The organism is Bacteroides sp. f07 (assembly GCF_042854785.1).
In the GTDB taxonomy this organism is placed as follows: domain Bacteria; phylum Bacteroidota; class Bacteroidia; order Bacteroidales; family Bacteroidaceae; genus Bacteroides.
On record NZ_BAABXI010000003.1, the window covers coordinates 684,737 to 710,438 of the forward strand.

The 25,702-nt window shown below is 40.3% G+C and carries 17 protein-coding genes; all 17 read right to left on the reverse strand.

The window, feature by feature from the left end; translation table 11 throughout:
* Nucleotides 1–41: 41 nt before the first annotated feature.
* The 17 genes from ACGHVY_RS22545 to pyk all read right to left on the reverse strand — a co-directional run bounded on the left by ACGHVY_RS22545 (nucleotide 42) and on the right by pyk (nucleotide 25,692).
* The gene (locus ACGHVY_RS22545; protein WP_390601721.1) at nucleotides 42–1,598 is read right to left on the reverse strand and encodes a DUF4832 domain-containing protein; all 1,557 of its coding nucleotides are present in this window, start codon (nucleotides 1,596–1,598) and stop codon (nucleotides 42–44) included.
* Nucleotides 1,599–1,744: 146 nt separating this feature from the next.
* Nucleotides 1,745–2,671: a FecR domain-containing protein gene (locus ACGHVY_RS22550; RefSeq protein WP_308746930.1), complete on the reverse strand. Its 927-nt coding sequence runs from the start codon at nucleotides 2,669–2,671 to the stop codon at nucleotides 1,745–1,747.
* 145 nt (nucleotides 2,672–2,816) lie between these two features.
* Nucleotides 2,817–3,359 carry an RNA polymerase sigma-70 factor gene (locus ACGHVY_RS22555; RefSeq protein WP_308746931.1) on the reverse strand — a complete coding sequence of 181 codons (543 nt, stop codon included), beginning with the start codon at nucleotides 3,357–3,359 and terminating at the stop codon, nucleotides 2,817–2,819.
* Nucleotides 3,360–3,577: 218 nt separating this feature from the next.
* Nucleotides 3,578–4,690 (reverse strand): glycoside hydrolase family 88 protein, encoded by a 1,113-nt coding sequence (locus tag ACGHVY_RS22560; RefSeq protein WP_308746932.1) that lies wholly within the window; start codon nucleotides 4,688–4,690, stop codon nucleotides 3,578–3,580.
* Nucleotides 4,691–4,718: 28 nt separating this feature from the next.
* Nucleotides 4,719–7,172: a glycoside hydrolase family 3 C-terminal domain-containing protein gene (locus tag ACGHVY_RS22565; RefSeq protein ID WP_390601722.1), complete on the reverse strand. Its 2,454-nt coding sequence runs from the start codon at nucleotides 7,170–7,172 to the stop codon at nucleotides 4,719–4,721.
* A 99-nt stretch (nucleotides 7,173–7,271) separates the two neighbouring features.
* On the reverse strand, nucleotides 7,272–9,479 hold the full coding sequence (locus tag ACGHVY_RS22570; protein ID WP_390601724.1) for a glycoside hydrolase family 3 N-terminal domain-containing protein: 2,208 nt from the start codon (nucleotides 9,477–9,479) through the stop codon (nucleotides 7,272–7,274).
* Nucleotides 9,480–9,529: 50 nt separating this feature from the next.
* On the reverse strand, nucleotides 9,530–11,179 hold the full coding sequence (locus ACGHVY_RS22575) for a DUF4832 domain-containing protein (protein WP_390601726.1): 1,650 nt from the start codon (nucleotides 11,177–11,179) through the stop codon (nucleotides 9,530–9,532).
* 11 nt (nucleotides 11,180–11,190) lie between these two features.
* Nucleotides 11,191–12,753 carry a DUF4832 domain-containing protein gene (locus tag ACGHVY_RS22580; RefSeq protein WP_390601728.1) on the reverse strand — a complete coding sequence of 521 codons (1,563 nt, stop codon included), beginning with the start codon at nucleotides 12,751–12,753 and terminating at the stop codon, nucleotides 11,191–11,193.
* 98 nt (nucleotides 12,754–12,851) lie between these two features.
* Nucleotides 12,852–14,492, reverse strand: a complete 1,641-nt coding sequence (locus ACGHVY_RS22585; RefSeq protein ID WP_390601730.1) for a SusE domain-containing protein — start codon at nucleotides 14,490–14,492, stop codon at nucleotides 12,852–12,854.
* Between the two features lie 32 nt (nucleotides 14,493–14,524).
* Entirely contained in the window at nucleotides 14,525–16,471 is a 1,947-nt protein-coding gene (locus tag ACGHVY_RS22590; protein ID WP_390601732.1) for a RagB/SusD family nutrient uptake outer membrane protein, read from the reverse strand.
* 11 nt (nucleotides 16,472–16,482) lie between these two features.
* Nucleotides 16,483–19,872: a TonB-dependent receptor gene (locus ACGHVY_RS22595; protein WP_390601734.1), complete on the reverse strand. Its 3,390-nt coding sequence runs from the start codon at nucleotides 19,870–19,872 to the stop codon at nucleotides 16,483–16,485.
* A gap of 157 nt (nucleotides 19,873–20,029) precedes the next feature.
* Nucleotides 20,030–21,145 carry a FecR family protein gene (locus ACGHVY_RS22600; protein WP_390601735.1) on the reverse strand — a complete coding sequence of 372 codons (1,116 nt, stop codon included), beginning with the start codon at nucleotides 21,143–21,145 and terminating at the stop codon, nucleotides 20,030–20,032.
* Between the two features lie 160 nt (nucleotides 21,146–21,305).
* Entirely contained in the window at nucleotides 21,306–21,857 is a 552-nt protein-coding gene (locus ACGHVY_RS22605; protein WP_308747199.1) for an RNA polymerase sigma-70 factor, read from the reverse strand.
* 137 nt (nucleotides 21,858–21,994) lie between these two features.
* Nucleotides 21,995–23,221, reverse strand: a complete 1,227-nt coding sequence (locus ACGHVY_RS22610; protein WP_308747198.1) for an FtsX-like permease family protein — start codon at nucleotides 23,219–23,221, stop codon at nucleotides 21,995–21,997.
* Nucleotides 23,222–23,238: 17 nt separating this feature from the next.
* Nucleotides 23,239–23,571, reverse strand: a complete 333-nt coding sequence (gene rbfA / locus ACGHVY_RS22615; RefSeq protein WP_308747197.1) for a 30S ribosome-binding factor RbfA — start codon at nucleotides 23,569–23,571, stop codon at nucleotides 23,239–23,241.
* A 12-nt stretch (nucleotides 23,572–23,583) separates the two neighbouring features.
* Nucleotides 23,584–24,222 carry an O-methyltransferase gene (locus ACGHVY_RS22620; protein ID WP_390601738.1) on the reverse strand — a complete coding sequence of 213 codons (639 nt, stop codon included), beginning with the start codon at nucleotides 24,220–24,222 and terminating at the stop codon, nucleotides 23,584–23,586.
* A 12-nt stretch (nucleotides 24,223–24,234) separates the two neighbouring features.
* A complete protein-coding gene (pyk, locus tag ACGHVY_RS22625; RefSeq protein WP_308747195.1) occupies nucleotides 24,235–25,692 on the reverse strand; it encodes a pyruvate kinase in 1,458 nt (485 codons plus the stop codon).
* Nucleotides 25,693–25,702 lie beyond the last annotated feature (10 nt).

The window sequence follows — 25,702 nt, forward strand, 5'->3', positions numbered from 1 at the left end:
ATTAATATTTATTGCATAACGATTTATGAGTAATCTGCCGGTTACTTGTTGATTTTAAGTTTGCCGACTTTGCACCATCCCTCAAACAGAAGATTCTTGTCGACCGCCATTTTCAAGCCCGGCTGACATGCTTTGGTTGTATCAACCAGACCGATAAGCCAAGTGTAACTTCCCTTTTGAAGTCCATCCAATTTGACAGTGGTAGTATAATGACCATCGTGACCTTGCACCCAAGTTGAGAGGTCGGCCTCATCTACAAGCTGTTTTTTTACAATGTTATGATGAGTATCCATCAAAGCGATGCATACTTTATATTTTCCTTTCCACTGGGGAATGTTGGTAGGACAGTATCCCCAACCCAGATTACGCCAATTGTGCTGTACGCTCACCTGCTCGCCTGAACGGGCTTTATTTACGAAACTGACCTTAGTAGGATAGAGCCGATATCCTCCCTCACGTTCGAAACGCTTCACCAAATCGAAAGAGGTATTAAACCATGAGGCAACTTCATCGCCTATGCGAAGATCCATCATATTGACATGGGCGTTACGGCTCTCTTCGTACTCGCCCAAGCGCACATCCTCCGAATGACCTTCACGATACTTGCCGCTGGGATCAATCCAGTAACGATGATGTGCTCCGGTAATCCACCCTCCCTCCATAATGATGGGCAAGCGAAAGCGGTAAGCACGGGCAAAATCTTTTTCCCACTGTTCGTAATAACCAGTCATCCCAAAAGCATCGTGACGAATAGTGTATCCTTTGGCAATGGCCCTTTCGAGCAATCTTTTACTATCAGGGTGTGGTTCTGCCCAACTGATGGTATCTCCGACCAAACGATGGTAGTTTATCACCAATGGCACACGTTTGAAGGCTTTTGCATAGGCATCGGTAATCCACTCAAAGACTTCTTCTTTATTTGAGTAGTTATTATATTTCACACCGTGTGCTTCACCCCACTTACCAAGTCCATAGGCATCAATAAAATCCACCTTATCAGGATCGTCAAAGGCAGCGGCAAAAGCTTGAAGGAATTTCTCGTATTTTTGCTGGAACACGGCATCATCCGGATAAGGCGACCATACTTGAGGATTATTGGGGTCTTGGAAACCTTTTGCACCGGCCTCCTTTACATAAAGAGGTGTGTTCTGTCCCTGATCACGACTATCTACATTGATGCGGAAAGCCAAACGCATGCCACGTTCACGCACCGAAGCGAGCAATTTATAGATACGTGAGTCGGGATCGTTCCATACATACTTCCCCTCTTTACTCTCAAGCATATTCCAATTGATGCGAACGTAACATGTACCGGTGTAATCGCTCACACGAACAGTGGAATCCCCACCATTTACGGGCATAGCATCATAGCGTTGGGTCTGCCAAAAGTTTTCATCCCATGCACGTCCCAGGTACATTACCCAACCCGTAAGGGGATTTTTGAGTACAGAAGTAGTATCAGGCTCAAAACATACTGTTTGTTCAGGCGCTTTTAGTCCTTTAATTGTAGATACTTGTGTATGTGCCGAAGACCATCCACAGAGTATCAGAGCTGCTATAAAAAGCATAAATGTGCGTAACAAAGTGTATCTTTTCATATTTTCCAATGGTATTAAAAAGCATAGCTTCTCTTTACGAAAAGGCGTATAAGCCTCCTCTACCTTGCTATGAAGGCATTATAAATTGGTTGATAATAAGTTCTTATGTAATTATTTCATTCAGTAGCAACTGACTACAAAAGCAGTTACTTCTTCACTAAGTAGATTGTATCACCACGAATTTCCATACGAGTCCGCGTCATGGTTTCAATGGCTTGCAAGGCTTCACTGACATGATCACCCAGCATTAATTTGCCATAAATTTTATCTGCCGACATCCCATCGTCAAACAAAATAGTCACTCCATAATAATGACTGAGCCGTTGAGCTACAGACTCCACACTTTCACCATCAAGGTTAATCATACCCTGCATCCAACAAGTGTATTCATCCGTATTCACTGTCCGTTTCTCGGCAAAACTTCCCTCCTGCAAATTCACCAATTCATTCGGTTTCATACGAACCCGGTCATTGTTTGTCGTTTTCAGTTCTACCGCTCCTTGAACCAACACCACTTGCGAATCCGAAGTATCGTAATTGTTCACATTAAATCTTGTCCCAAGTACCTTCACTCTAAAATTATCGGAATGGACAAGAAACGGATGCTCTGTATCATGTGCCACATCGAAGTAAGCCTCACCTTTCACATATACTTCACGGCAATCGCCATCAAAACGTTTGGGGTAGCGGACAATTGTACGCGAGTTGGCTACGATCTTTGTGCCATCGGCTAACAGCAGCGTCATCTTCTCTCCAACAGGCACTTCCACCTCTTCATCATATGCGTCAGCCATCAATTCCGTAACTTCCATGTGGGACAAACCGTCCATCGCATCCTCTGTAACTATATATTTTATACCTATTAAAAAAAGCAGCGTAGCAGCTACTGAGCCAATATACATCAAAACGCGTCGCTGCCTGGATTTACGTTCATGTTGATGCATTTTCAAAAAGGCTTTTTTCTTAATGCCGGAGATATCTATCTCGGCCGGGGTACCGTGTTCTATAAACGACTTCAACTTGATGTCGCCCTGTAAATCCCCATATGTATAATCATTAATATCTTTATCCATCTTCAATTCTTTTTATCCTTTCAATATCTTTTTCCTTTTTATAATCTTCTCATGAGAAGTTCCCTTCTATTTATAAAGACGCAAAGGTTAGATTTATCTATAGGTTGAAATTCTATTTTTTCTTTTAATGCTTTCTTTTTCTAAATCACCCGTCCACAAGTCTCTTTCTCAAAGCATTCATAGCATATCCTATATGGTAATTCACCGTAGGAAGCGAGATTTGCAACATACGCGCAATTTCCGCATAAGGCATTTGTTCCAGTTTAGCCAAAAAGAATACATGCTTGCACTTGGGCGGCAAACTATTGATCGCTTCATTCAAACATTGGAGTTCTTCGCGCGAAAGCATATCATCCATTGGAGTTTGTATATCAGGAAAAGAGAAATCTTGAAGTTCTTCAAAAGATATCTCTTGATTACCCTTTGCCTCCTTGCGCAAATAAGAGATTGATTTACGATATACAATCGTATTCAACCAACTCAACATGCTGGCTATTTCCAAAAGCGTCTTACGTAGTTTCCACACTTCAAAGAAAACATCGCCTACCACTTCTTCAGCCATTTCCTTATTACTAAGGATACCAAAGGCGTGATAGTATAACCTCTTTGAATATCGGTTCATGAAACTATTAAAAGCTAGCTCATCCCCTTTGGAAATCAACAAAAGTTCTCTTTCCAAGTCTTCCATTTAATTAGATTACTATTTTATATATTTACAGGCGCAGAATTCTTATATGTTATATAGGTGGAGCTATATAATATTAACGTTCTTTATCAATAATAGAAGGAGCCATATCATTGCTTTAAAACGAAGTTTGATATAGCCCTTCTATACTCAACAGTTACAATCGGAACTGTATAAAGCAGGTATTCTATTTTTGACATCCCTCTCTATAAGGGAACAGATTATCTCGCCATTTTGTAGATTTCATTGCCCGCCATCAAGAAAGCACCGACTCCATAAACTTCCGTCATATCACGAGTCACTTTCTTCGGGTCGGCACCGATTTGCTGCACGTATCCCAGTTTTCCATTCGGTTCTACAGCCGAGACTAATGCATTCCAACCTTTTACCATCACAGGAAGATAGGTTGCCTTATCCAATAAGCCTTCGTTTATTCCATAAGCAATGGAATAGACAATGAAAGTAGTGCAACTCGTTTCCGGTGACGGATAAGAGGCAGGGTCCAAGAGACTGGCATGCCAGAAACCGTCCGGATGCTGCAATCCGGCAACACGTGTAGCCAATTTTACAAACAATTCTTCATAGAATTGTCGGTTCTTGTCTTTCTTGGGCAGTTCCTTTAATATTTCAACCAGGCCGCCAAGCACCCAACCGTTGCCACGTCCCCAGAAGACTTTCTTGCCATTGGCTTCGCGCTTATCGAAATAACGCCAGTCACGATAAAACAGGTTTTCTTCTTTATCGAACAGGTAATCATAAGTTGCTTTATACTCACGATTCATAAATTTGATATACTTCTTATCTCCGGTCAGCATATACAGTTTGGCATATACAGGGGGAGCCATAAAGAGAGCGTCACACCAAGTCCAACGTTCCAAAGTCTTTAAGTCTCCCTCCACCAGCTTGAAACTGCCTTCGGACGGATGATTGACAATCCATTCTGCACGGGCGAGCGTAGGGATAATCATTGCTTCGTCTCTGTACTTGCGGTATAAATCCAGAAAGGACTGCGATACGGCGATATCATCGGCATGGTAAAACCGTTTGTCCGGCTGCCAGCAATTCCGCCGGCCTATACGGGTGAGCCACTTATAATATGTATCATCGCCGTCTTCTATTTCGGCTAGTTCCGCCCAATCCACCATGCCGACATAAAGAGCGCCTTGCGGCCAATTCAAGTCGTCATGTTCAGGAGCAGGATGGGGATTGGCAATCTGCCAATCCGCAACCTTTCGCATGATAGACTTAATTTCTGCTTTTTGAAAAGGAATCTCTGTCGCCATTATAAAAGTGGTACATAACAGGGATATTCCCAATAAAAGTGTTTTCTTCATTATATATTCATTTGGTTATCATTCAATATTATAACTCAACCGTAGCCTTTAAAGACAATTGACTGGAAGCAGGACCGACTAAAATCTCAAACTCCCCTTTTTCCACTACAAAGTGGTGCTGATTCATATCGTAAAAAGCGAATGCATCCTCATTCAACACAACAGAAACCCGTTTCTTTTCCCCTTTCTTCAAGAAGACCTTTTCATATCCTTTCAGTTCTTTCAGAGGACGGGGGACAGAGGATTGTACATCATGCACATACACTTGTGCCACTTCCGAGGCATCCATCTTACCTGTATTCTCGATATCAAAGCTAACCGTAACCTGATGCTCACCCGTTTTCTCTGCAGCCATATTGCTATAAGCAAAAGTTGTATAGGACAAACCGTAGCCAAACGGATAGAAAGGTTCTTTTCCCGAACGGTCATATCCACGATAACCGACAAAGACACCTTCGGAGTAATCGACACGCTTAATCTCAGCTTTCAAATTCTCATAATAACTGTCGTGCACCGGATTATCTTCCCATTTCTTTTCGATAGAAATCGGTAACTTACCGCTTGGAGAAATCTTACCAGTCAGGATTTCAGCTATCGCCTGACCGCCTTCCTGTCCTGGATACCAGGCCATAAGAATAGCTTTCGCAGCATCATACCAGTTGGTGAAATCCACACCGCCACCGGCATTCAGCACAACCACGACATTGGGATGCATAGACGCAATCTTCTTGATAAACAATTCCTGATAGCGGAGCAAGGCAAACGGACGGTCAAAGCCTTCGCCTTCCGTGTTACTGTTGAAGCCTGTACAGAATACTACATTGTCTACTTTAGCCAGTCCTTGACGAAGTTTATCCTCATTAAGGCTATAAGCGTTGAAACGGATAATTGCTGAAGAAATATTATCGAAGAATTCAATCCGGAAATGGTATTCCTTACCGCCCTCAACAGGAAGTTCAACTTCACGGCTGGAATAAGAATGATTACCCCAGTCGCCTGTAATATGCTTGTCGTTCACAAACAAACGGTAACCGTCATCACCACCGATGTGGAGTTTCAACTGGCCGTCTGCCTGTGGGACATAACAGGCTGTCCAACGGACCGAAAAGGCATCCGTCGGAAAACCGTCCAACGGTGCGCCATAGCCCCAATCATAATCAACAGAGGATTCCGTGCGTACAACTTCCGGCTGTCCCGAAAGCGTCTTGTTCTTGAAGTATTCAGCCTTGAAGCCTTTCACCTCACGATTGGCGTCAGTATAAAACTCATTAACAATATCTTCATAAATCACATCATCCGTCAATAATACCAGATTCTTTTTCTTCAGTTCCTTCAAGCCTTGAGCCACTGAGACGGTAGAAAAAGGAGTGACAAAACCACTGCCGCCACCGGTAGGTATCAAATCTGCATTAGGACCCATTACGGCTGTTTTTCCTTTCAGCGGGAGCAGGTTTGCTTTATTCTTCAACAATACTACACCTTCGCGTGCCAGTTCTAAAGCTGTCTGGCGGGAGAATGGATTATCCAACGGAATATTACTGTCTTTCTGTTCCTTATCCAACATTCCATAAGCGATTAAAGTCTGCAAGATATGTTGTACTTTCAGGTTAATGGTTTCTTCGGTCACCGTGCCCGTTTTGATGGCGGGGATAAGATTGTCGGCATTCATGAAACGTCCTTTGGGCATTTCGAGGTCAAGTCCGGCGTTAGCCGCTCCGATGGCGGAATATACCGAGGTCCAGTCCGACATCAGAATACCTTTGAAGCCCCAAAGATTGCGCAAGACATCAATATTCAGCCATTTATGTTCAGTGGCATGGACACCGTTCAGAAGATTGTAGCTGTTCATCACAGCACTCACGTTCGCTTCTTGTACAGCCTTGCGGAAAGCCGGAAAATAAATCTCGTGCAAAGTACGCTCGTCTATGTCCGAACTCGCATGATGGCGGCTCCACTCCTGGTTGTTGGCGGCAAAGTGCTTGATGGTCGCAATGACTCCTTCCGATTGCACGCCGAGGATATATTGCTTGGCTGTCTCACCCGTCAAGTAAGGGTCTTCACCGAAATATTCAAAATTACGGCCGCACAAGGGAGCACGATAGATATTCACGCCCGGACCAAGCAGGATATTAACGCCTCTTGCCTTGGCGTCCTGTCCCAAACCTTGACCTAACTTATAAAGCAATTCCCGGTTCCAGGTGGAAGCAGACAAGATGCCGGACGGATAAAGGGTACTCTTGGGAGCATGATTGCGGATTCCCTGCGGGCCGTCCGCCAATTTGATTTCTGGTATTCCCAAACGGGGTATGGCACGCAGAGAAAAGCTGGTATATCCGGAGATATAAGCTATTTTCTCTTGCAAAGTCATTTTGGATACAATCTCTTTTGCACGTTGTTCCGCTTGGGGAGTAATGGTCTGTGCACAAGTCAGGATGCTGCATGCAAGCATGCATAGACTTATGATACCTATTTTCTTTTTCATGGTGGTATGTGTAATATAAAATGTGTCAAAAACCAATTTGGCTATCAGCTTTTGACACACTTCGTTCTTTATATTTTTAGTCTGTCAATTCAACTTTCTTTAGTCTATCAATTCTATTTTAACAGTTTGTCCCTGTACCAGAATATGATATTCACCGGCTTCGAGGAATCGCTTTCCGTCCTCATTGACAAAACCGAAATCACGTTCCAGGTCTATGTCGAAACGGAAGGTTTTCGTTTCTCCGGCTTTGATAAATTGTTTCTCAAAGTGTTTCAATTCTTTCACCGGACGGGTAATCGAGCAATACGGGTCGGAGATGAACCAATGAACAGTCTCTGCCCCGTCACGGACACCGGTATTGGTGACAGTTACTTCAGCCGAGAGCTTCTCGCCACGCTTCACTTTAGTGGCAGAAAGAGTAATAGTGCCATACTTGAATTCAGTGTAGCTCAGGCCGTGACCGAAAGGGTACAGCGGGTCGCTTGTTATATCTTTATAGAATCCCTGATGCCCGCGTCCGCTCTTACGACGGTTGTAATAGATGGGAATCTGCCCCGTCGAATAAGGGAAAGTCATGGCAAGTTTACCCGAAGGATTAATACGACCGGATAAAATTCCTGCCATTGAACGCGCACCATTTATTCCCGGTTGCCATATCTCCAATATAGCATCACAAAGAGGTTCCATGCGATTTAATTCCAAGGGGCGTCCATTAGAAAGCACCAATATAACAGGTTTACCAGCCTCCTTTAGTTCTTTTACCAATTCTTCTTGAATCTGTGGCAAAGCAATCGTTGAACGAGAAGCATTCTCACCACTCCAAGTAAGCATCTCACCCAAACAAACAATCACTACATCAGACCAACGAGCAACGTCCAATGCTCCCGCAAAACCTGAACGGTCATTGCCCTGCGGTTTGCATCCCATTGCATAACGTAATTCAGCGTCTTCTCCAAACTCAGCAGTCAATCCATCATAGAGCATTTCCACATCCGTATCTTTTCCATGTCCACACCAGGAACCCAATAAGTCCCAACCATTTTTGGCCATTGGACCTACTACGGCAATCCTTTTTTTGTTTATAAGGGGTAATATCTGATTGTCATTTTTCAACAGCACCATTGATTCTGCTGCCAGTTGAGCGGCAACAGCCATACTTTGCGGACGGAAAAAACGATCCTTCTCATTGGTAGCCGGAGTATAAGGACGTTCGAACAAACCCAAACGAAACTTTATACGTAATACCCGACGGACTGATTCGTCAACTTGTGCCATTGTCACCTTACCCTCTTCTACAAGCTCTTTCAGATGACGATCGTAGGCATGAGACATCATATCCATTTCAAGCCCCGCATTAAAAGCATACCAAGCAGCATCTTTCTTTGTAGCGGCTAATCCCTGATTCTTTAACTGTTCCACAGCCCCCCAGTCAGACACAATGAACCCATCATGCTTCCAACGTTCTTTCAATATCTCAGTCATTGTGTAATGATTAGCTGACCCGGGTACTCCGCTGATGTCATTGAAAGAACTCATCAAAGTTGCCGCACCAGCTTTCACTCCCATCTCATAGGGCAGTAGATAAGTATCCCAAAGAGTTTGAGCCGAAATCTCGGTATAAACATAATCTCGCCCAGCCTCCGAAGCACCATAACCAATATAGTGTTTCAGACAAGCAGCTATACGGTTCTCTGCTGACATATCATCTCCCTGATACCCACGCACCGAAGCTACGGCAAACACTCCATTTGTATAAGGATCTTCACCATATCCTTCAGCTACACGTCCCCATCGAGGATCACGTGCCACATCGATCATTGGAGAAAAAGTCCAATCAACCCCAGACATACGGGCTTCCTGTGCGGATACCGCACATGCCTGTTCTACCAATCCCGGATTCCAGGAACAGGCCTGCCCCAACGAAATAGGGTATATGGTGCGAAATCCATGAATAGCATCGTAGCCAAAAATGATGGGAATACCCAAACGGGATTCTTCCATCGCTTTCTTCTGCATACTATTACGCAATTCCGGATTTATATCAAAGTAAATTAAAGAACCAATCTCTGACGGTACTTTTTTCACTTCTTCGCCAACATTATTCACATTGTTATTTCGTCCCAATGTATATTGGTTTAGCTGCAAAACCTTTTCCTCCAATGTCATACGCGATATTAAATCATCAATACGTTTTTCAATTGGAGCTTTGGCATCCTTGTACAAAGGAATACTCTTTTTATCTTTTGCCGAAAGGGAATGTGTGACTCCCAATAAGCACAATCCCAAAATCAAAACTTTTTTTCTCATCTGTGTTTTCGTCGGTTAGTTATCATTTCTATTATTCAATTGATTATGACTTACCGAGCGGTCACTTCAAATAATTTCAACCATCCGGCAGATGTTACATTGTTCTTCACAGCAAGGTGAATCCCAATCTCATTCTGTTTAGTTGTGTCAACAATACCAACAGCCCACATGTATTTACCAGCCTTCACTCCTTCAATCTGAGTTGTAAACGTATATGATTTAGCCGTACCTTTCACCCAATCACAAGCTTCCGGTTCTCCATCAACAAATACATACTTCGGTTTATCATTCTTGGTGTCCAATAAAGCAAAAGCCACTTTATATTTATTCTTCCACTGGGGAATATTCGTCGGACAATATCCCCAACCAAAATTATTCCAACGGTGCGCTATTTCAATCTGTTTACCATTAGAGACAGTTGTAGGCAAAGAAATTCTGTCTGGAAATAAACGGTAGCTTCCTTCTGTACAGAATTGTTTAACTAATTGGAAAGCTTCATTAAACCATGAATAAGTTTCTCCATTGCGAAAGTCTGAATTATAGCGTAAATCCATCATATTGACGCAGGCTGTTTTAGCCTCATCAAACTCACCCTGACGTACTTCTGCATAATTGGCATATCCATCTCCCTGAATCGAGTTTCCATGAGAATTTTTCACCCAGCCACCTTCCATTACTACAGGAACGAGATACTTCCACCTGGCTATAAAATTGCGTTCCCAAGTAGAATAGTAAGTTTTCATACCAAACGCATCGTGACGTAATGAATACCCTTTAGCTACTGCTTTTCCTATTAATCTTTCAGTATCTTTATCATAATTATTGCCGTCCCATTCCTTACTTGTACCTATCCAACGATGATAATTTACAAACACAGGAACTTTATCAAATACTTGAGAATATAAATCTGTCACCCAATCGAAAACAGCCTCACGAGTCGGCAGCTCCGGTTTTCCCAACTCACGCACCTGATAGTACCATACACTATGATACTCTCCCCATTTTCCAAATCCTGAACCACTTACAAACTGTACTTTGTCGGGATCATTAAAATCCTTAGCCAAAGCCCTGATAAATTTCTCATAATATTTCTGGAAAATAGGATCATCCGGATAGGGAGACCATACTTTTACTGAACCTGTTTGTGTTTCATATCCTTTCGCGCCAGCCTCTTTTACAAAATTCGGAGTAAAATTATAGTGCTTATCACGGCTATCCACCACAAAAGTAAAGGCCAATTTCATATTTCTTTGCTTAGCTCCCTCTATCAACATCTTCAGTCGCTTAGCCGAAGGGGTATCACAATCGGAGTTCCATGCATATTTTCCTTCTTCAGGATTAAAATCAGCCCAGGCACCACGAAGGTATAAGGTATTTGCATAATCAGAGACCTTTACAGTGCCTTCCGATGACGGGAAATTATCATAATCCTGCCAGAATGTGGAAGATAAACCATCACCAATACCCGCATATAATACCCATCCGGAAAGAGGATTATGCAAAATGATATTTCGATTCTGCTTTACCGTGACAATGCTGTTTCCAGGAATAGAAGTATCTTCTACCAAACCATCATCACCATTACCACCTCCTTCTTCATCATTATCACTGCCACAAGCGACTAATGATATAGCCATAGAAAAAATAAGCCCACAACTTATTTTTCTCAAACTGCACATATTTTGAAAATTAATCTTCATACCTATAGCTCTTATTTTTTTATGCTTACTTTCGACAATTTTAACCAGCCCGAATCCAATATATCCCCTTTGGCGGCAATATCCAGCCCTATGAGATCTTTATTACTCCGGTCAACCAGGCCCACAGCCCAAACATAAGTACCCGTTTCAACTTTGGACATATCCGGCTCAAATACATATTCAGCGGGACTTCCTTTTATCCACTTGGATAAATCTGTATTCGTATCCACAAATGTATATCGCACCTCATTCGTTTCAGAATCGAGCAAAGCGAAAGCTACTTTATATTTTTGATTCCATTGCGGAATATTAGTAGGACAGTACCCCCATCCCAAATTGTTCCAGCAATGTTTAATAGTCGGAGTTGTTTTTTTAGAGACTTCTAACGGCAAAGAGATTTCACTGGGATAGAGCCTATACCCCCCTTCCCGAAGGAATCGGCGTACTAAATCAAAAGCATCTTTAAACCAGGATTCTGTATCGCCAAAACGAAAATCCATCATATTGACATGTGCCTCTTTGCTGTCATCAAACTCACCGCGTCTTACGTCCTCGTGTGAATCCTTGCGATATCCTCTAGGATCCTGCCAATAACTATGTGATTTGACAATCCAGCCACCTTCCATAATAATGGGGCAGATATTACGATATTTTTTTGCGAACCTACGCTCCCAACTGCCATAATAGGTTGTCATGCCAAATGCATCATGACGCAATGAATATCCTTTCTTGATTGCTCCTTCCAACATTTCTTCACTGTCAGCAGCAAAATGTTCATCATCTACCCAATCTTTTCCCGCACCAATCCATCTATGGTAGTTAATTACTACTGGAACTTTATCAAAAGCTTGAGAATATATATCTGTCACCCAATCGAAAACTGCTTTCTTTGGAGTATCATCACCTGTCGAATAAATCATTGTATGATATTCTCCCCATTTCCCAAGTCCGAATCCATCTATAAATTCCACTTTCGAAGGATCGTTGAAATCTTTAGCCAGGGCCTTCACAAATTTAGTATAGTACTTCTGAAAAACAGGATCGTCAGAATAAGGTGACCATTTACCTTTATTCATAAATCCTTTTGCACCGGCATCTTTTACAAATTGAGGAGTAAATTCTGTTCTCTTATCACGACTGTCAACTACAACACGAAATGCCAAACGCATATTCCGCTGATAAGCTCCTTCAATATATGCTCTTAAATTAGAATCAATTTTCCAACCATATACATCTTCCTGTGGATTAAACTCTGTCCAACTAGCGCGAATATAAAGCGTATGAGCATAATCTGTCACACTAACATTGTGTCCCAGTTCAGGAATATACATATGGTCATACTGTGCCCAAAAATCTGCAGCATCCACTCCCATACTTGCATAGAGCACCCATCCTGTAAGCGGGTTATGAAGAATACGCAAAGAATCAGGCTGAATCGTAACTATGTTATTCTCCGGTAGTTCCTTATCAAATGAAACGGCTGAATTCTCGTCTCCGAAAACAGGAGATAAAAGGAACATAAACAGACAAAGAGACACAATTACTCTATAATAACTAATCTTTCTTATAACCATACTACTAATTGTTTTTTAAAGAGTGCTATATCATTGTTCTCTTTATTCATATAAAAATCACGAGATTGATATAGCACTCTTAATTTTATCCTGCTTGATTATCTCTTATCAAAGAATACTGTCAGTTCTTTAATATCTAATTCTATGTAATTAACTCCTACAGGTACACTAAAGAAGGCATAGCGGTTGTGAGATTGCCCTCCGACTACAGTCTGTTTCTGATTGTAGTCACTCTCTGCAATATCAAGGCAACCGTCATAAGATCCTCTGATGGCATCTGCTGTTGAACCAAAGGTATAGCAACCTGCACTTTGCGGTCCGACTTTAAAGTTCAATCCACCCGGATGTGCATTTCCATCTTTGTCTTTAATGGAATTCTTTCTGGGTAACTCCGCTCCTTTGTATATAAACAAATAAGGATTTGCCAAACTAGGTGTCATAGAATGAGCCATAGTGAATCCTGTATCACCAGTGCCATCTTTAGCCCATCCATCGTATGGTCCCCAAATAAAGACTCTTTCAATAGTGGTAGTCACCGTATTATTGTTCCATGTCCACGAAACAACCATTGGTTTAGGATCTGTTTCGGGGGAGTAAATCGTGACCTTTTTAGTATTTATATTAATCACAACACGATAGACACCCGCAGTCTTAATATTCCAATGATAAGCTAGTGCAGCTGCTTCCGGACTCATTGTCGAGATATTCATTGCCGTACCATCTGTAAAATCGCCCGATTCTTCAGGAGCAATAGCCATATCTTTCTGTCCATTAAACAAGATCGGGAAATAAATAGTACCTGGTTGCAGTTCTGCATGGAACGCATATTGATTTTCATCTTCTATCGTGCGAGTCATCTCTACATCTGCGCTAACACAAGTTCCGGCAATATAGATTTTATCAGCTTCTATAAAATTACTAGCCAAACCTATAGTAACGGTACGTGTTTCAAAATCTACCACTACACGATACTGCCCATCTTCAGGAATCACCCAATATCCAGCATTATCTATCCCCTTAATTTTAGCTTCCATTGCTCCATCAGTTATCTGTTGTTCTGCAGCAACTGGTGAGATGGCATTAATCTTATTTTCATCTTTCCAAACAATCGGGAAGTGAAGGTTACCTGCCTTCAAGTCACAAATGGAAACATAACGCTTCGGCTGACTTTCCATTGGCAAGATTTCAATATCTTCACCATCAACAGCTGTGCCTGACATATAAAGATGGTCTGCTACAAAAGTCTTTTCAGAATACATCTTTACTTTTATAGTAACTGTAGAAACTTCCGGTTTTACAAACTTAGGCCCTTCTACAGAACCGATAATACGGGCTTGTAACTTTACTAAATCACCAGGCTGCTGCTTCCACTTTGACACCAATAAACTCTGCAATTCTTTATGAGTATAACTTTTAGAGAAATCATCATCAATATACTCCCTTATCATTGTGTTTGTTCCAAAACTGTTATTTTCCAGATCCATTTTATAAAGATAGGAAATATAATAGTCAGAGCCTATTGGATCAGCTTCCGTCCAGTTTAACGTCAATGCAACCTCATCCGGGGTATCTTCCTTGAGTTCTATTTCATAATCAGAAGGAGTAAGAACTAAACTTGTACGATTGTCGAGCGAATTAGTAGCATCGTCATCATCATTGCATGCTACTATGAAACACGAAGCAAGTGTCAGGAAGAAGAACCGTAAAAGGTTCTTCTTAAATATATATCCGTTTTTCATATCTATATTCAATATATTAATATTATAACTATTTATTGGTTTCCGACGGTCCAGTCAGGAGTTTGTACCAAATTCCAATTCTTATCAATATCGTCCTGTGGAATAGGCCACCAATAGCTTATAAACTTACGTGTCTGATATACTGTACGAGTATAATATTTATTTCTATAGTCCGCATCGGATACTTTAATATAAGCATTCATGCCATAAAAATCACCATCCAATACTTTCTCGGCTAATTTCCAGCGACGCAGATCATTAAAACGAAGTCCAGATTCACAATTCAATTCCACACGCCTTTCTTGACGAATTAACTCGCGCATTTCTACAGGATCTGATGGGGCTGTTATCTTGCCTTCTTCAGCTGAAACACTATATTCGGGAATACCCGCACGCTCACGAATCAAATTGACATATTTCAAAATCTCATTCTGATTAGCAGTATAAGTCCCCTTCTCAATGCTATATTCATTTAACGCCTCAGCATAACTTAAATAGATCTCTGCCAAACGACATAGTGCACCATGACGATTTTTATAATCTCCACTGCCTTCTTTAGGATTTGCAGATGGGTCTACTCTCTTACGTACCAGATAGCCGCTCCACGGAGCGTCATGAGAAGGACCACCGTCTTTACCATCCATATAGAAATCTGTATTTCTCTTACCACCAATATGCCATTGTTCGTTATGCAGTACTGAAATATAAAAACGAGGTTCGCGGTCACAATACATTTTATAGGTATTGGCATCTACAACTACATTTTCATCTTTATTACGATCTCCTTCTGAAGACCCATACTGCCACTTTGTAGAATAAGTCTCTTTTTGCGTACTAAAGCCTGTCTCTGAATAATTAGCATCAGGATTAACCTTAGGAGAACCATCCGAATTATAGCCTATAATAGGCCTTTGACCATTTCTCATAAAAAAAGCATCAACCAAAGATTGGGTTATTCCGATCGCTCCCACTCCATTAATACCCAAACCACGTGGAATACAGTTTTTATCATACCATCCACCGGAATCCATTGTGCGAACAAACAGTAATTCTCTATTGGCTTCATTCCATTTCTTCATGACTGCATTCTGATAAGAAAGAAAAGGATCGATATCACCGTTATCCAAATATTCATAATGAAGATGATAGCCGGATGCTTCTGCCTCATCTATAACCAGTTTACAAGCATCTACTGCCCTTTTCCATCGTTCCGGGTCATGCACAGAATTAAAGATAGGGGTTCCATCAATGTTTTTTATATTCGCCAATGCAGGATTACCATTTACCAAATCACTTGCAGCAAATAATAACATACGAGCACGCATTGCCAAGCATCCGACAGAAGTCACACGGCCATATTTCTTATCTTCAGTTTGAGTTGCAGGTAACTGTTTTGAAGCTTCTAACATTTCTTGATCTGCCCAATCAATTACATTATAAAACGGCTCTTGTTTCAACATCAGATCATCAGCCGAAGTACTTTCACTAGCCTCGCGAATAATAGGAACTGAACCATAAGCTATAGCCATCATAGAATTATAATAAGCTATAAAGAAACGGCATTCAGCTTTCATAAAGTCTACTTCTTCAGCTGGTACAGCCTCCAGTGGGTGTGCATGTTTAATAAACAAGTAAGCAGAACGAATATATTTAGGGTAAGTATTCCAATAGGTAATTACCCCAGGATTGTCTGCTGTCCAGTTGCCTTTTTGATATTGAATGGCTTTAAATCCTTGCGCTTCCCAACCAACCGAAGGAATCAATTCATCAGCTATGGCATCCGGACCATCATAAGTGTAATATTCAGGTAGGCCGCGATAAATATATGCCAGCCAACGTTCCATATTCTTTTTATTCTCAAATACTGATTCTAAGTCCAACTGGTCATCCGGTTGCTTGTCCAGATAATCAGAACAAGAAGAAAAAGCAAATGCCGTAATAATACTTAATACTATAAATTTTAATATGCTATTTTTCATATGCGCTATTATTAGAATTTAATTTCAAAACCTGCAGATAACGATTTCATAATTGGATATGCAGCTCCTGTAGTATTTTCTACTTCCGGATCCCACAAATCAAATTTAGAGAATGTCAAGAGATTTGTTCCTCTCACAAAAAGACGAATGCCTGATATAACTGTAGTATTTCTCCACAAATTCTTCGGTAAAGAATAACCAAGTTCAATGTTCTTTAAACGTAAGAAACTCATATTCCGTAGCCACCATGTAGATGGTTGGTTATTATTACTATTTATACCATCATCCAAACGTGGATAAAACACATTCTGACTTGGATTGTCTACAGTCCAACGATCATTTGCATTAGTAAACATATTGCCTGTGACTCCTCTATTGGCACCCGGAATAATGCTTGATCCTAATATATTCCAACTGCGACCTATGCCCTGAAAAAGAGCCCCAAAATCTAAATTCTTATATTTCATATTCACTCCAAAGCCATATACTATCTCTGGATCTTTTGTTCCTCCGATTGGAGATTTATCAAACACATCCACTTTACCATCACCATTGACATCCCTGTATCTGATATCCCCCGGACGCAATTTGCCTACAAAACTTTGGGTCGGAATTCCTTTTTTCAGTTTACCTGTACTTACATCTTCAAAGTCGTCCGTGGTAAACAAACCTTCTGCTATATAACCAGTTAATTGCCCTACCGGATGCCCTGTTTCAGCACGGTTAGTACCAACTACTGCGCTAGGCTCATCCTTCTCTGTTATTTCATTATGAGCATACGTAAATGTTCCCATTAAGCTGACAAATAAGTCCTTACCAAACTGTTTATTAACATTTAAAGAAACCTCTACACCTTGATTAGTCACTTTCCCAAAATTCTTCCAAGGCTGCTTCATAAATCCAGCTGTCATCGGAACAGACTCACGTGGCATAAATATATCTTTACGGCGTTCATCAAAATAATCTAATTGCAAATCAATCATACCATTCAGGAAACCTAGCTCAACCCCCAAATTCATCTTATTAACAATCTCCCATGTCAAATCTTGTACTGCAAACTCACCTTCCGCCATACCGGTTAAGCCATAACTGCTATCCAATCCCCATTTATACATGTTTAATGTATTATAATCATCAGTAATTGTAGAAAGGTATGCGAAACGGCGTCCACCTAAATTAGCATTACCTACCTGACCATAGGATGCACGCAATTTCAATTTAGATATAACCTTTCGCAATGGTTGCATAAATGCCTCTTCCGATACAATCCAACCAATTGCTCCTGAAGGGAAAAAGCCATAACGTTTACCTTTGGCAAAATTTTCAGAACCATTATAGCCAAAATTAAATTCACCTACATATTTACCTGCATAGGTATAAGATGCACGTCCTGCCAACCCTTGATTACGGTATGGCAATTTACTTCCATCATCATAATTACGACGATTAAACAATAGCATTGCAGCAACAGAATGCTTATCAGCGAATGTGTGGTCATAAGACAAGGTAGCCTCCATATACACACTCTTATTTCCATAGTCACCACTTTTTGAATAATCCAAGAAATTAGTACCATTGGATTTTGATGCTATAATCAAATTACCTTCATCATCGCGTCCTGTAGCAGGCACATAGTAATCGGGGGTCTTTCCACGAGAGACAGTACCAGAAGAAAACCTATCAAACGAGAATGTTCCTTTTACTTTCAATCCAGGAAGCAAGAATTTCAAATCTTGTTCTACCGAAAACAGTGTTTCAATCTTACTGTCACTTTTTCTTTTATATCCACTTTGAGTAGCCCATGCCCAAACGTTTGGTTCCTCTGTTGTCGGTATCTGCCCACTTGAATACTGTGCAGGGAAAGCATGAGGAACAGCAACGAACGCTTTCTGGAAAATTTGAGATATATCTTTCGTTGTAGAATTTCTATCTTGCAAATACCCACCAATATTAAAACGCAATTGCGTAGTAGGACTTAATTTTAAATCCACATTAGAACGCACGTTATAACGTTGCAATTTAATAGTAGGATCCCAATCATAGCTTTTATCACGTTTCAAAATACCACGTTCATTATATGCAGCAGCAACAAAAGAATAACGTAATGTCTCCGTACCACCAGAAATATCGACTGTTACACGCTGATTTGAAGCATAATCATTTGCAATCGCATCCATCCAATTTACATCTGGATATAAATCTGGATCATAACCTGCACGAGTTTTTGCAATACGATCTGTATATTTAGGTTGTTGTCCTGTATCAATCAAGATATCATCCAATACCTGCATATAATCCGCTGCCCCCAAATACTCGGGAAGCTTGACTGGCTGTGTAGCTGCAAATTCAGCCTTTACAGTCACACGAGGTTTACCAACTTGTCCGCGTTTGGTATTAATCAAGATAACACCATTAGCTCCCCGTACTCCATAAACAGCACTTGCAGCAGCATCTTTCAACACAGAAAAAGATTCTATCTCTTCTGGATCAATATTGTTCAAATCGCGTTCTATACCATCAATCAAAACCAATGGGTTTTGACCAGCATCTTGGAATGTACTAATACCACGAATCCAGAAAGAGGAATTATCATATCCTGGTTCGCCAGAACGTTGCACAGCTAATACACCGGCAACTGTACCTGCCAGATTATTACTTATTGAACGAGTAGTAGAAACCTTTAACTTAGCAGGTTCAATCGTTGTGATAGAACCAACAACAGATTCTTTCTTTTGTGCGCCATAGGCAACCACTACAACCTCATCTAATTGACCAACATCTTCTACCATTTGTACATTAACAACCTTTCGGTTATTAACGACCTCTTCTTTAGGCACAAAACCAATATAACGGAAAGACAGTACAGACTTTCTTTCAGGAACAATAAGGTGGTAGTTACCATTCATATCAGTTAATGCATGTACCGTAGAATCATTCTTCAAAATGATTGTTACACCAATTAACGGTTCGCCTTTTTCATCTGAAACGTTACCTGTTACCTTTATACCTTTTTGTTGTGTAGATTGCTGTACTTTAGGAGCTTCCGGTACTGAAATTGTAATTTGTCTTCCCGACATTTTATAATTCAGCCCTGTTTCAGAGAATAATTCTTTCAATACAGCATCTATTTTCTTATTGGAAACTGAAATGGAGACTTTATTATTCAGATTTCTTTGAACATTTGCAGAGTAAATAAAAATATACTTACTATGCTTTTCGATATAATCTAAAATATCTTTAACTGTAGCATTCTCATATTGTACCGAGAATAGATCTTCTTCGGAATTCCAACGAATGGAATTAGTACCGAATGAAGAAAATGGAATCATAAAAAAGACGTTTATAATGCAAAAAAGCTTAAGTCTTTTCTTTAAGTGTAAAAAAATACTTTTCTTTACCATAAAAATTTCTTTTTAGGTTAACAATTTTGGATTTATTGATTTAACTAAGGAATTAATATCGGGTAAATACGGCAATATTTATCCGATTTTTTTGTGTGTCATAACGGTTGTCTGTTCTTCATAGGCAAGCATATTTAAAAGATTAATTAAAAAGTTTTTATTTATTCAAGTATATACTAGTATCACTTTTTTCTATCGTAAATGGCAGTGTCTGCTGAATACATTCAATCACCTCATCTATATCATCTTTCAAATCGAGTTTTCCATACACCTTTTCACTACCCACAACTGGGGCACATTGTATGGATATACCATAATAGATACTTAGTTTCTGGATAATTTGTGACAAATCATTACCATTCAATAGCATAATTCCATCTACCCAACTAATATACTCAGCCACATCTACTTTTTTCTGATAAGCAATCGCCCCACCAGCTATATTCAACAAATCACATGGAGCTAATTGTGCTTTCTTCTCATTTTTATCTGTAACTTCCACCGAGCCTTCTACCAATACAATATTAGTTGCGTTCCCCTTATAATTGGAAATATTAAACTTCGTACCTAGTACCCGTAAGTTAAAATCTTCGGACTCAACAATAAAAGGATGTTTCTTATCATGAGCAACCTCTAAAAAGACCTCCCCTTGAGCGTATATTTTACGAATATCACCCTTAAAACAACGAGGATAAACGACCTTAGATTGAGAGTTTACAATTAAACGAGTTCCATCTGACAATTCTATCCGTGCTCTCTTACCGGGCGGAACAAGTAACTGATTATATTCCTGTTCATCCTTAACTTTTTCCTCATCTTCTTTAATAACCTGAGAATTCACTGCAACTTTCCCTTCTTTTGAATATTTGACAAAAGCATCTTCATCCAAGTTCAATTGCTTTTTAGCAGTTATGAGAGTCACTTCATCAACAGTTTGACTGTCCATTCCTTCTGCAATGGCTTGCAGATCAATATCATCATTCGTAGTTTGATTCAAAAAATAAATGGTCGAAATACAAATTAGAATAGAAGCGGCAATAGAAGCAGAAGTAATCAGGAAATAGTTTCTTCTACGTCTCATTGCATCTTTTCGTATCTTCAAGCGTGTTTTCTCTATAATGGAAGAAGCATCTATTTTTTTCTTGTTGCAGCTTTCCCAAAAGAATCTTAGTTTCTCACCCTCAGGAATAGTAGTAAAATCATCCTCAAGTTTTTCTTGAGAATTCAGTTTACCAAATAATCCAGCAAGGCGAAAGCATTCTTTCAAGTTCATAATCTTTTTTAATGTTGTTCTATTATTAAAGACGCAACCTCAAAAAAAATCTCCTAGCCTAAAACAAACTTTTTTTCAAATTCATCAAAAGAAATACAAGAAGCAGAATAATTCCCCCATCAGACATCTGATAATCAAAAATATAACACAAAAAATAAAATTATAATTTTCGAGAACGAATATTGAGATTCTCGGCAATTTTTTCTAGAGCAAAAGCTATATGATTATTGATAGTCTTCACAGATATATCCAATAAATTAGCAATTTCCTTATAAGGCAATCCCTCAATCTTTGCTAGAAAAAAGACATGTTTACATTTAGGCGGTAATTGTTGGATAGCATTATTTATCTTCTCCATTTCCTCTTTACTAATCATTTCCTCATCCGGTGATTGGATTGGAGCAAATATAAAATCTCCCATACCATCAAGCGATAATTCAGTTTTTCCTGTTTCTTTCCTCAAATAAGAAATAGCCTTCCGATAAGTTATTGTTTGTATCCAGGCATTCATATTTTCTATTTCAGCCAAACCACTTCTATTTTTCCAAACTTCATAGAAAACATCACTAACAACCTCTTCAGCCGGTTCCTTTTGACCGATTAATGCAAAAACATAATGATATAAACGTGAAGAATAACGTTCCATAAAACGGCAAAAAGCCGCCTCATCACCATTTATAATTCTGTCTATGTCATTACTTTCAGATTTCACGGAAGTGTTTTACAGATTATTTCTAATTAACAAAATTGGGTCAAATATAGTAGTATATTAGGAAATATAAAAATAAACACCGAATAAAAAAATATCAATTATAGAAAAGTTTCTACAATAAATACTACAATACTCGATTACAAGAGTCGCTTACTTAAATAGCGTACCGGATACCATACGGAAAGGAAGCCTACAGCTAAAACTGTTACAAAGACAAGCACTACATCCCAAGCATGAACACTAACTGGATAGGCGTCCACTACAAAAGTCCCACCACCTCCACCAAGCGAAATTATCCCAAACTTCTGCTGGATAAAACAAAGGATCAGTCCTAAAACAATGCCGGCGACAGCACCAAAAAGAGAAATCAGCCGACCTTCAAATAGAAAGATACGGGAAATAAGTTTGTCGTCAGCTCCAAGACTACGTAAAGTCACAACATCATCTTTCTTATCCAAAATCAACATGGAAAGAGAACCGATTACATTGAAACAGGCAATCATTAAGATAAAGGTCAGAAATAAATAGGAAATAAGTTTCTCTATCTCCATAATACGGAAAACATCAGCTTGTTGCTGATAGCGGTTCTGAACTACAAAATCACTACCGAGCATTTTTTCTATTTTAGATTGTACGGATGAAACATTCGTATCAGGCTTTAGTTTCAGTTCTATAGCAGATACTTCCGTTGTATAGTCCAGCAATTGACGAAGGAAAGCAAGAGAGGTCAGAATATACTTCCCATCATACTCCTGCTGGTTTACTACAAATACGACACCGGGAGAATAAAGATAATCACGATTAAAAGAAGCACCGGGGTTTGCCATGTTTACTTTAGCATTCCGTTTGGGAAGATAAACCTGGAGAGGATCGACAAATTGTAAACCTGTACCTAAAGTCGATACTAATTCCACTCCCATCACTCCATAATTTACAATCGAATCATGAAGCAGAAATTCGCCGGCACCATAAAGAATACTATCAATGGCAGTCAGTTCTTCAAAGTTATCCTCTACCCCCTTCAATACAACCATAGCCTGACGGTCTTTATACTGCACCATCGCATTCTCTTCAAGTGTTTCCGTAAAGACATCAATTTCAGGAAGCGCACAGACTTCACGAATCCGCCCATCCTGCCCATCAAAGACTTTCCCTTCACGGACAGTGATTTTCAGTTGCGGATCGAATGCAGTAAAGAAACTAGCCACCATATCCTGAAAACCATTAAATACGGAAAGAGTGCAAACCAGCGCAAGCGTAGCAAGCGCCACTCCGCACACAGAGATGCCGGATATGATATTAATAGCATTATGCTTCTTTTTTGAAAAAAGATAACGCCGGGCTATATAGAAGGGAAAATTCACCTCTACTATGAGTTATTTCACTTCAGCAATGAATCAATCTTCTCGATATAATCCAAAGAGTCATCCACAAAGAACTTCAGTTCGGGAATTATACGCAATTGATGACGTACCCGAGTGCCTAGTTCATAGCGAATGGACTTCATGTTACCATTGATATTCTTCACCATTTCTTCTGCTTTCTCAGACGGAAAAACGCTGAGATAAACACGGGCAATACTCATATCAGGACTGATACGAACTGTACTGACAGACACCAACATGCCCGGCATTGCTTTTGTCTGAAGCAGGAATATCTCACTTAGTTCTTTTTGCAACAGGCGAGAGATCTTATTCTGTCTTGTTGTTTCCATAAATCTACTCCTTTATTTTTTTCTTATAATTGTTAACCCATCACGCAAGGGCAATATCACTTTCTCTACTCGTTTATCTTCCGCAACAAGATCATTGAAAGCCTTTATTCCTATTGTCTGGGTATCGGTACTACGAGGCTGCTCCAACACATGACCATCCCACAGTGTATTATCAGCAATGATATATCCACCCTCAGAAAGATACGCCAGCGTCATTTCGTAATATTCAATATATTTACGTTTATCACCGTCAATAAAAGCCATATCAAAGGTTACACCTAAATTCGGAACAAGTTCCAGAGCATCGCCAATATAAAATTTAATCCTATCAGCATACGGTGATTTCTCCAGCCATGGACGGGTAAAGTCCTCTTGCTCATCATTTATCTCGAACGTATGCAACATACCGTCTTCCGACAACCCTTCTGCCAGACAAAGAGCGGAATATCCGCTGTACGTTCCGATTTCCAACACCTGACGAGGCCGAATCATCTCCACAAACATTTTTAACATCCGGCCCTGCAAATGCCCGGAAGCCATACGGGGACGGAGCAACTTTACATGCGTATCCCGATAAAGTGACTTCAAATAGTCACTTTCGGGATCAATATGTTGCAAAATATATTCATCAATAGATTCAGTCTCTTGCATGAAGCTTGGCTTTTACAAATAACGGTTATTATTAGGCAATACGGTTTCTTCCGCATGTTTCAATGCATCCTCTACTACATTGATTTCGAGGAACGATGTTTTCGTACCCGCTTTGCCACTACTCAAATATCCTACCATATCAGTTGGTTGCAAACGGCCTTCTTTCAACAAACGGCGCAATGCCGCGAAGTAATATTCCTGTCCGTTTGACAATTCCGGCATATAGATAGCTTCCACTCCGTAAGAAAGAGCAAGATGACGCATTGTTTTTTCCTTATAGCAGATAGCCAACACCGGATACTTTCCACGGAAAGCGGCCAAGTTACGGGCAGTACGCCCACTATAACTGTCAGTAATGATAGCACGTATCTTCAACTTAGACGTAGCTTTCACAGCCTGCTTAGCAAGAAACGCAGTTACATCATTGCTATTCTCATCCAGTGGAATACGTATATCGTTTTCTTCCAGTTTATCCTTCTCAGCCTGGGCTGCGATTTTCGTCATCGTTTTCACGGCATCTACCGGATACTTACCGTAAGCAGTCTCACCACTCAACATCAAAGCATCCGTACGATAATAAATGGCATTAGCAATATCAGTAACCTCCGCACGAGTCGGACGAGGATTGTTTATCATCGTATGAAGCATCTGAGTAGCAACAATCACCGGTTTTTTTGCCAGAATACACTTGCGGATTAATATACGCTGAATCCCCGGAATACGTTCCTGCGGCACTTCGATACCCAAGTCACCACGGGCAACCATAACACCGTCAGCCACTTCAAGAATTTCATCAATGTTGTCTACCCCTTCCTGATTTTCAATCTTAGCGATAATCCTGATATCACTGCCATGAGCATCCAAAATCTCACGAATATCAAGTACATCCTGACGATTACGCACAAACGAGTGAGCGATAAAATCGATATCCTTCTCAATGGCATAAAGAATATTGTTACGGTCCTTCTCAGTCAAAGAAGGAAGATTGATACGGACACCCGGCACATTCACGCTCTTGCGGCTTCCCAAAGTAGCTTCATTCTTCACTTCACAAAGCAGATAATCAGCCGTCTTATCAATAACTTCCAGTTCCAAATCACCGTCATCAATCAAAATTGTGCCACCAATATTCAAGTCATGCACAAAATTAGGATATGAAACGGCAATACACTCACGAGTGGTTTCAAGCTCGGGATTGCCAACAACCTTCACCTTCTCACCTATTTTATATGGAATCGGCTCAGCATTAGCTGTCGTACGAACCTCCGGACCTTTTGTATCCATCAGAATCGCAATACGATTGGATACAGTCCGCACATTTGCAATCAAAGCCTCAAAACCCTCACGGCTCGCATGTGCAGTATTCATACGCACCACATTCATTCCAGCTTCAAACAACTGTTTTATAAAATCCACATCGCAACGTCTATCCGAGATGGAAGCCACAATTTTAGTCTGTTTCAATAACATAGTCTTTCTA

Coding starts and splice junctions, on each gene's coding strand:
- ACGHVY_RS22580 (WP_390601728.1), bottom strand. CDS start 12,753: ATGGTTATAAGAAAGATTAGTTATTATAGAGTAATTGTGTCTCTTTGT.
- ACGHVY_RS22550 (WP_308746930.1), bottom strand. CDS start 2,671: ATGGATAAAGATATTAATGATTATACATATGGGGATTTACAGGGCGAC.
- ACGHVY_RS22575 (WP_390601726.1), bottom strand. CDS start 11,179: ATGAAGATTAATTTTCAAAATATGTGCAGTTTGAGAAAAATAAGTTGT.
- ACGHVY_RS22620 (WP_390601738.1), bottom strand. CDS start 24,222: ATGCAAGAGACTGAATCTATTGATGAATATATTTTGCAACATATTGAT.
- pyk (WP_308747195.1), bottom strand. CDS start 25,692: ATGTTATTGAAACAGACTAAAATTGTGGCTTCCATCTCGGATAGACGT.
- ACGHVY_RS22565 (WP_390601722.1), bottom strand. CDS start 7,172: ATGAAAAAGAAAATAGGTATCATAAGTCTATGCATGCTTGCATGCAGC.
- ACGHVY_RS22595 (WP_390601734.1), bottom strand. CDS start 19,872: ATGGTAAAGAAAAGTATTTTTTTACACTTAAAGAAAAGACTTAAGCTT.
- ACGHVY_RS22590 (WP_390601732.1), bottom strand. CDS start 16,471: ATGAAAAATAGCATATTAAAATTTATAGTATTAAGTATTATTACGGCA.
- ACGHVY_RS22555 (WP_308746931.1), bottom strand. CDS start 3,359: ATGGAAGACTTGGAAAGAGAACTTTTGTTGATTTCCAAAGGGGATGAG.
- ACGHVY_RS22545 (WP_390601721.1), bottom strand. CDS start 1,598: ATGAAAAGATACACTTTGTTACGCACATTTATGCTTTTTATAGCAGCT.
- ACGHVY_RS22570 (WP_390601724.1), bottom strand. CDS start 9,479: ATGAGAAAAAAAGTTTTGATTTTGGGATTGTGCTTATTGGGAGTCACA.
- ACGHVY_RS22600 (WP_390601735.1), bottom strand. CDS start 21,145: ATGAACTTGAAAGAATGCTTTCGCCTTGCTGGATTATTTGGTAAACTG.
- ACGHVY_RS22585 (WP_390601730.1), bottom strand. CDS start 14,492: ATGAAAAACGGATATATATTTAAGAAGAACCTTTTACGGTTCTTCTTC.
- rbfA (WP_308747197.1), bottom strand. CDS start 23,571: ATGGAAACAACAAGACAGAATAAGATCTCTCGCCTGTTGCAAAAAGAA.
- ACGHVY_RS22560 (WP_308746932.1), bottom strand. CDS start 4,690: ATGAAGAAAACACTTTTATTGGGAATATCCCTGTTATGTACCACTTTT.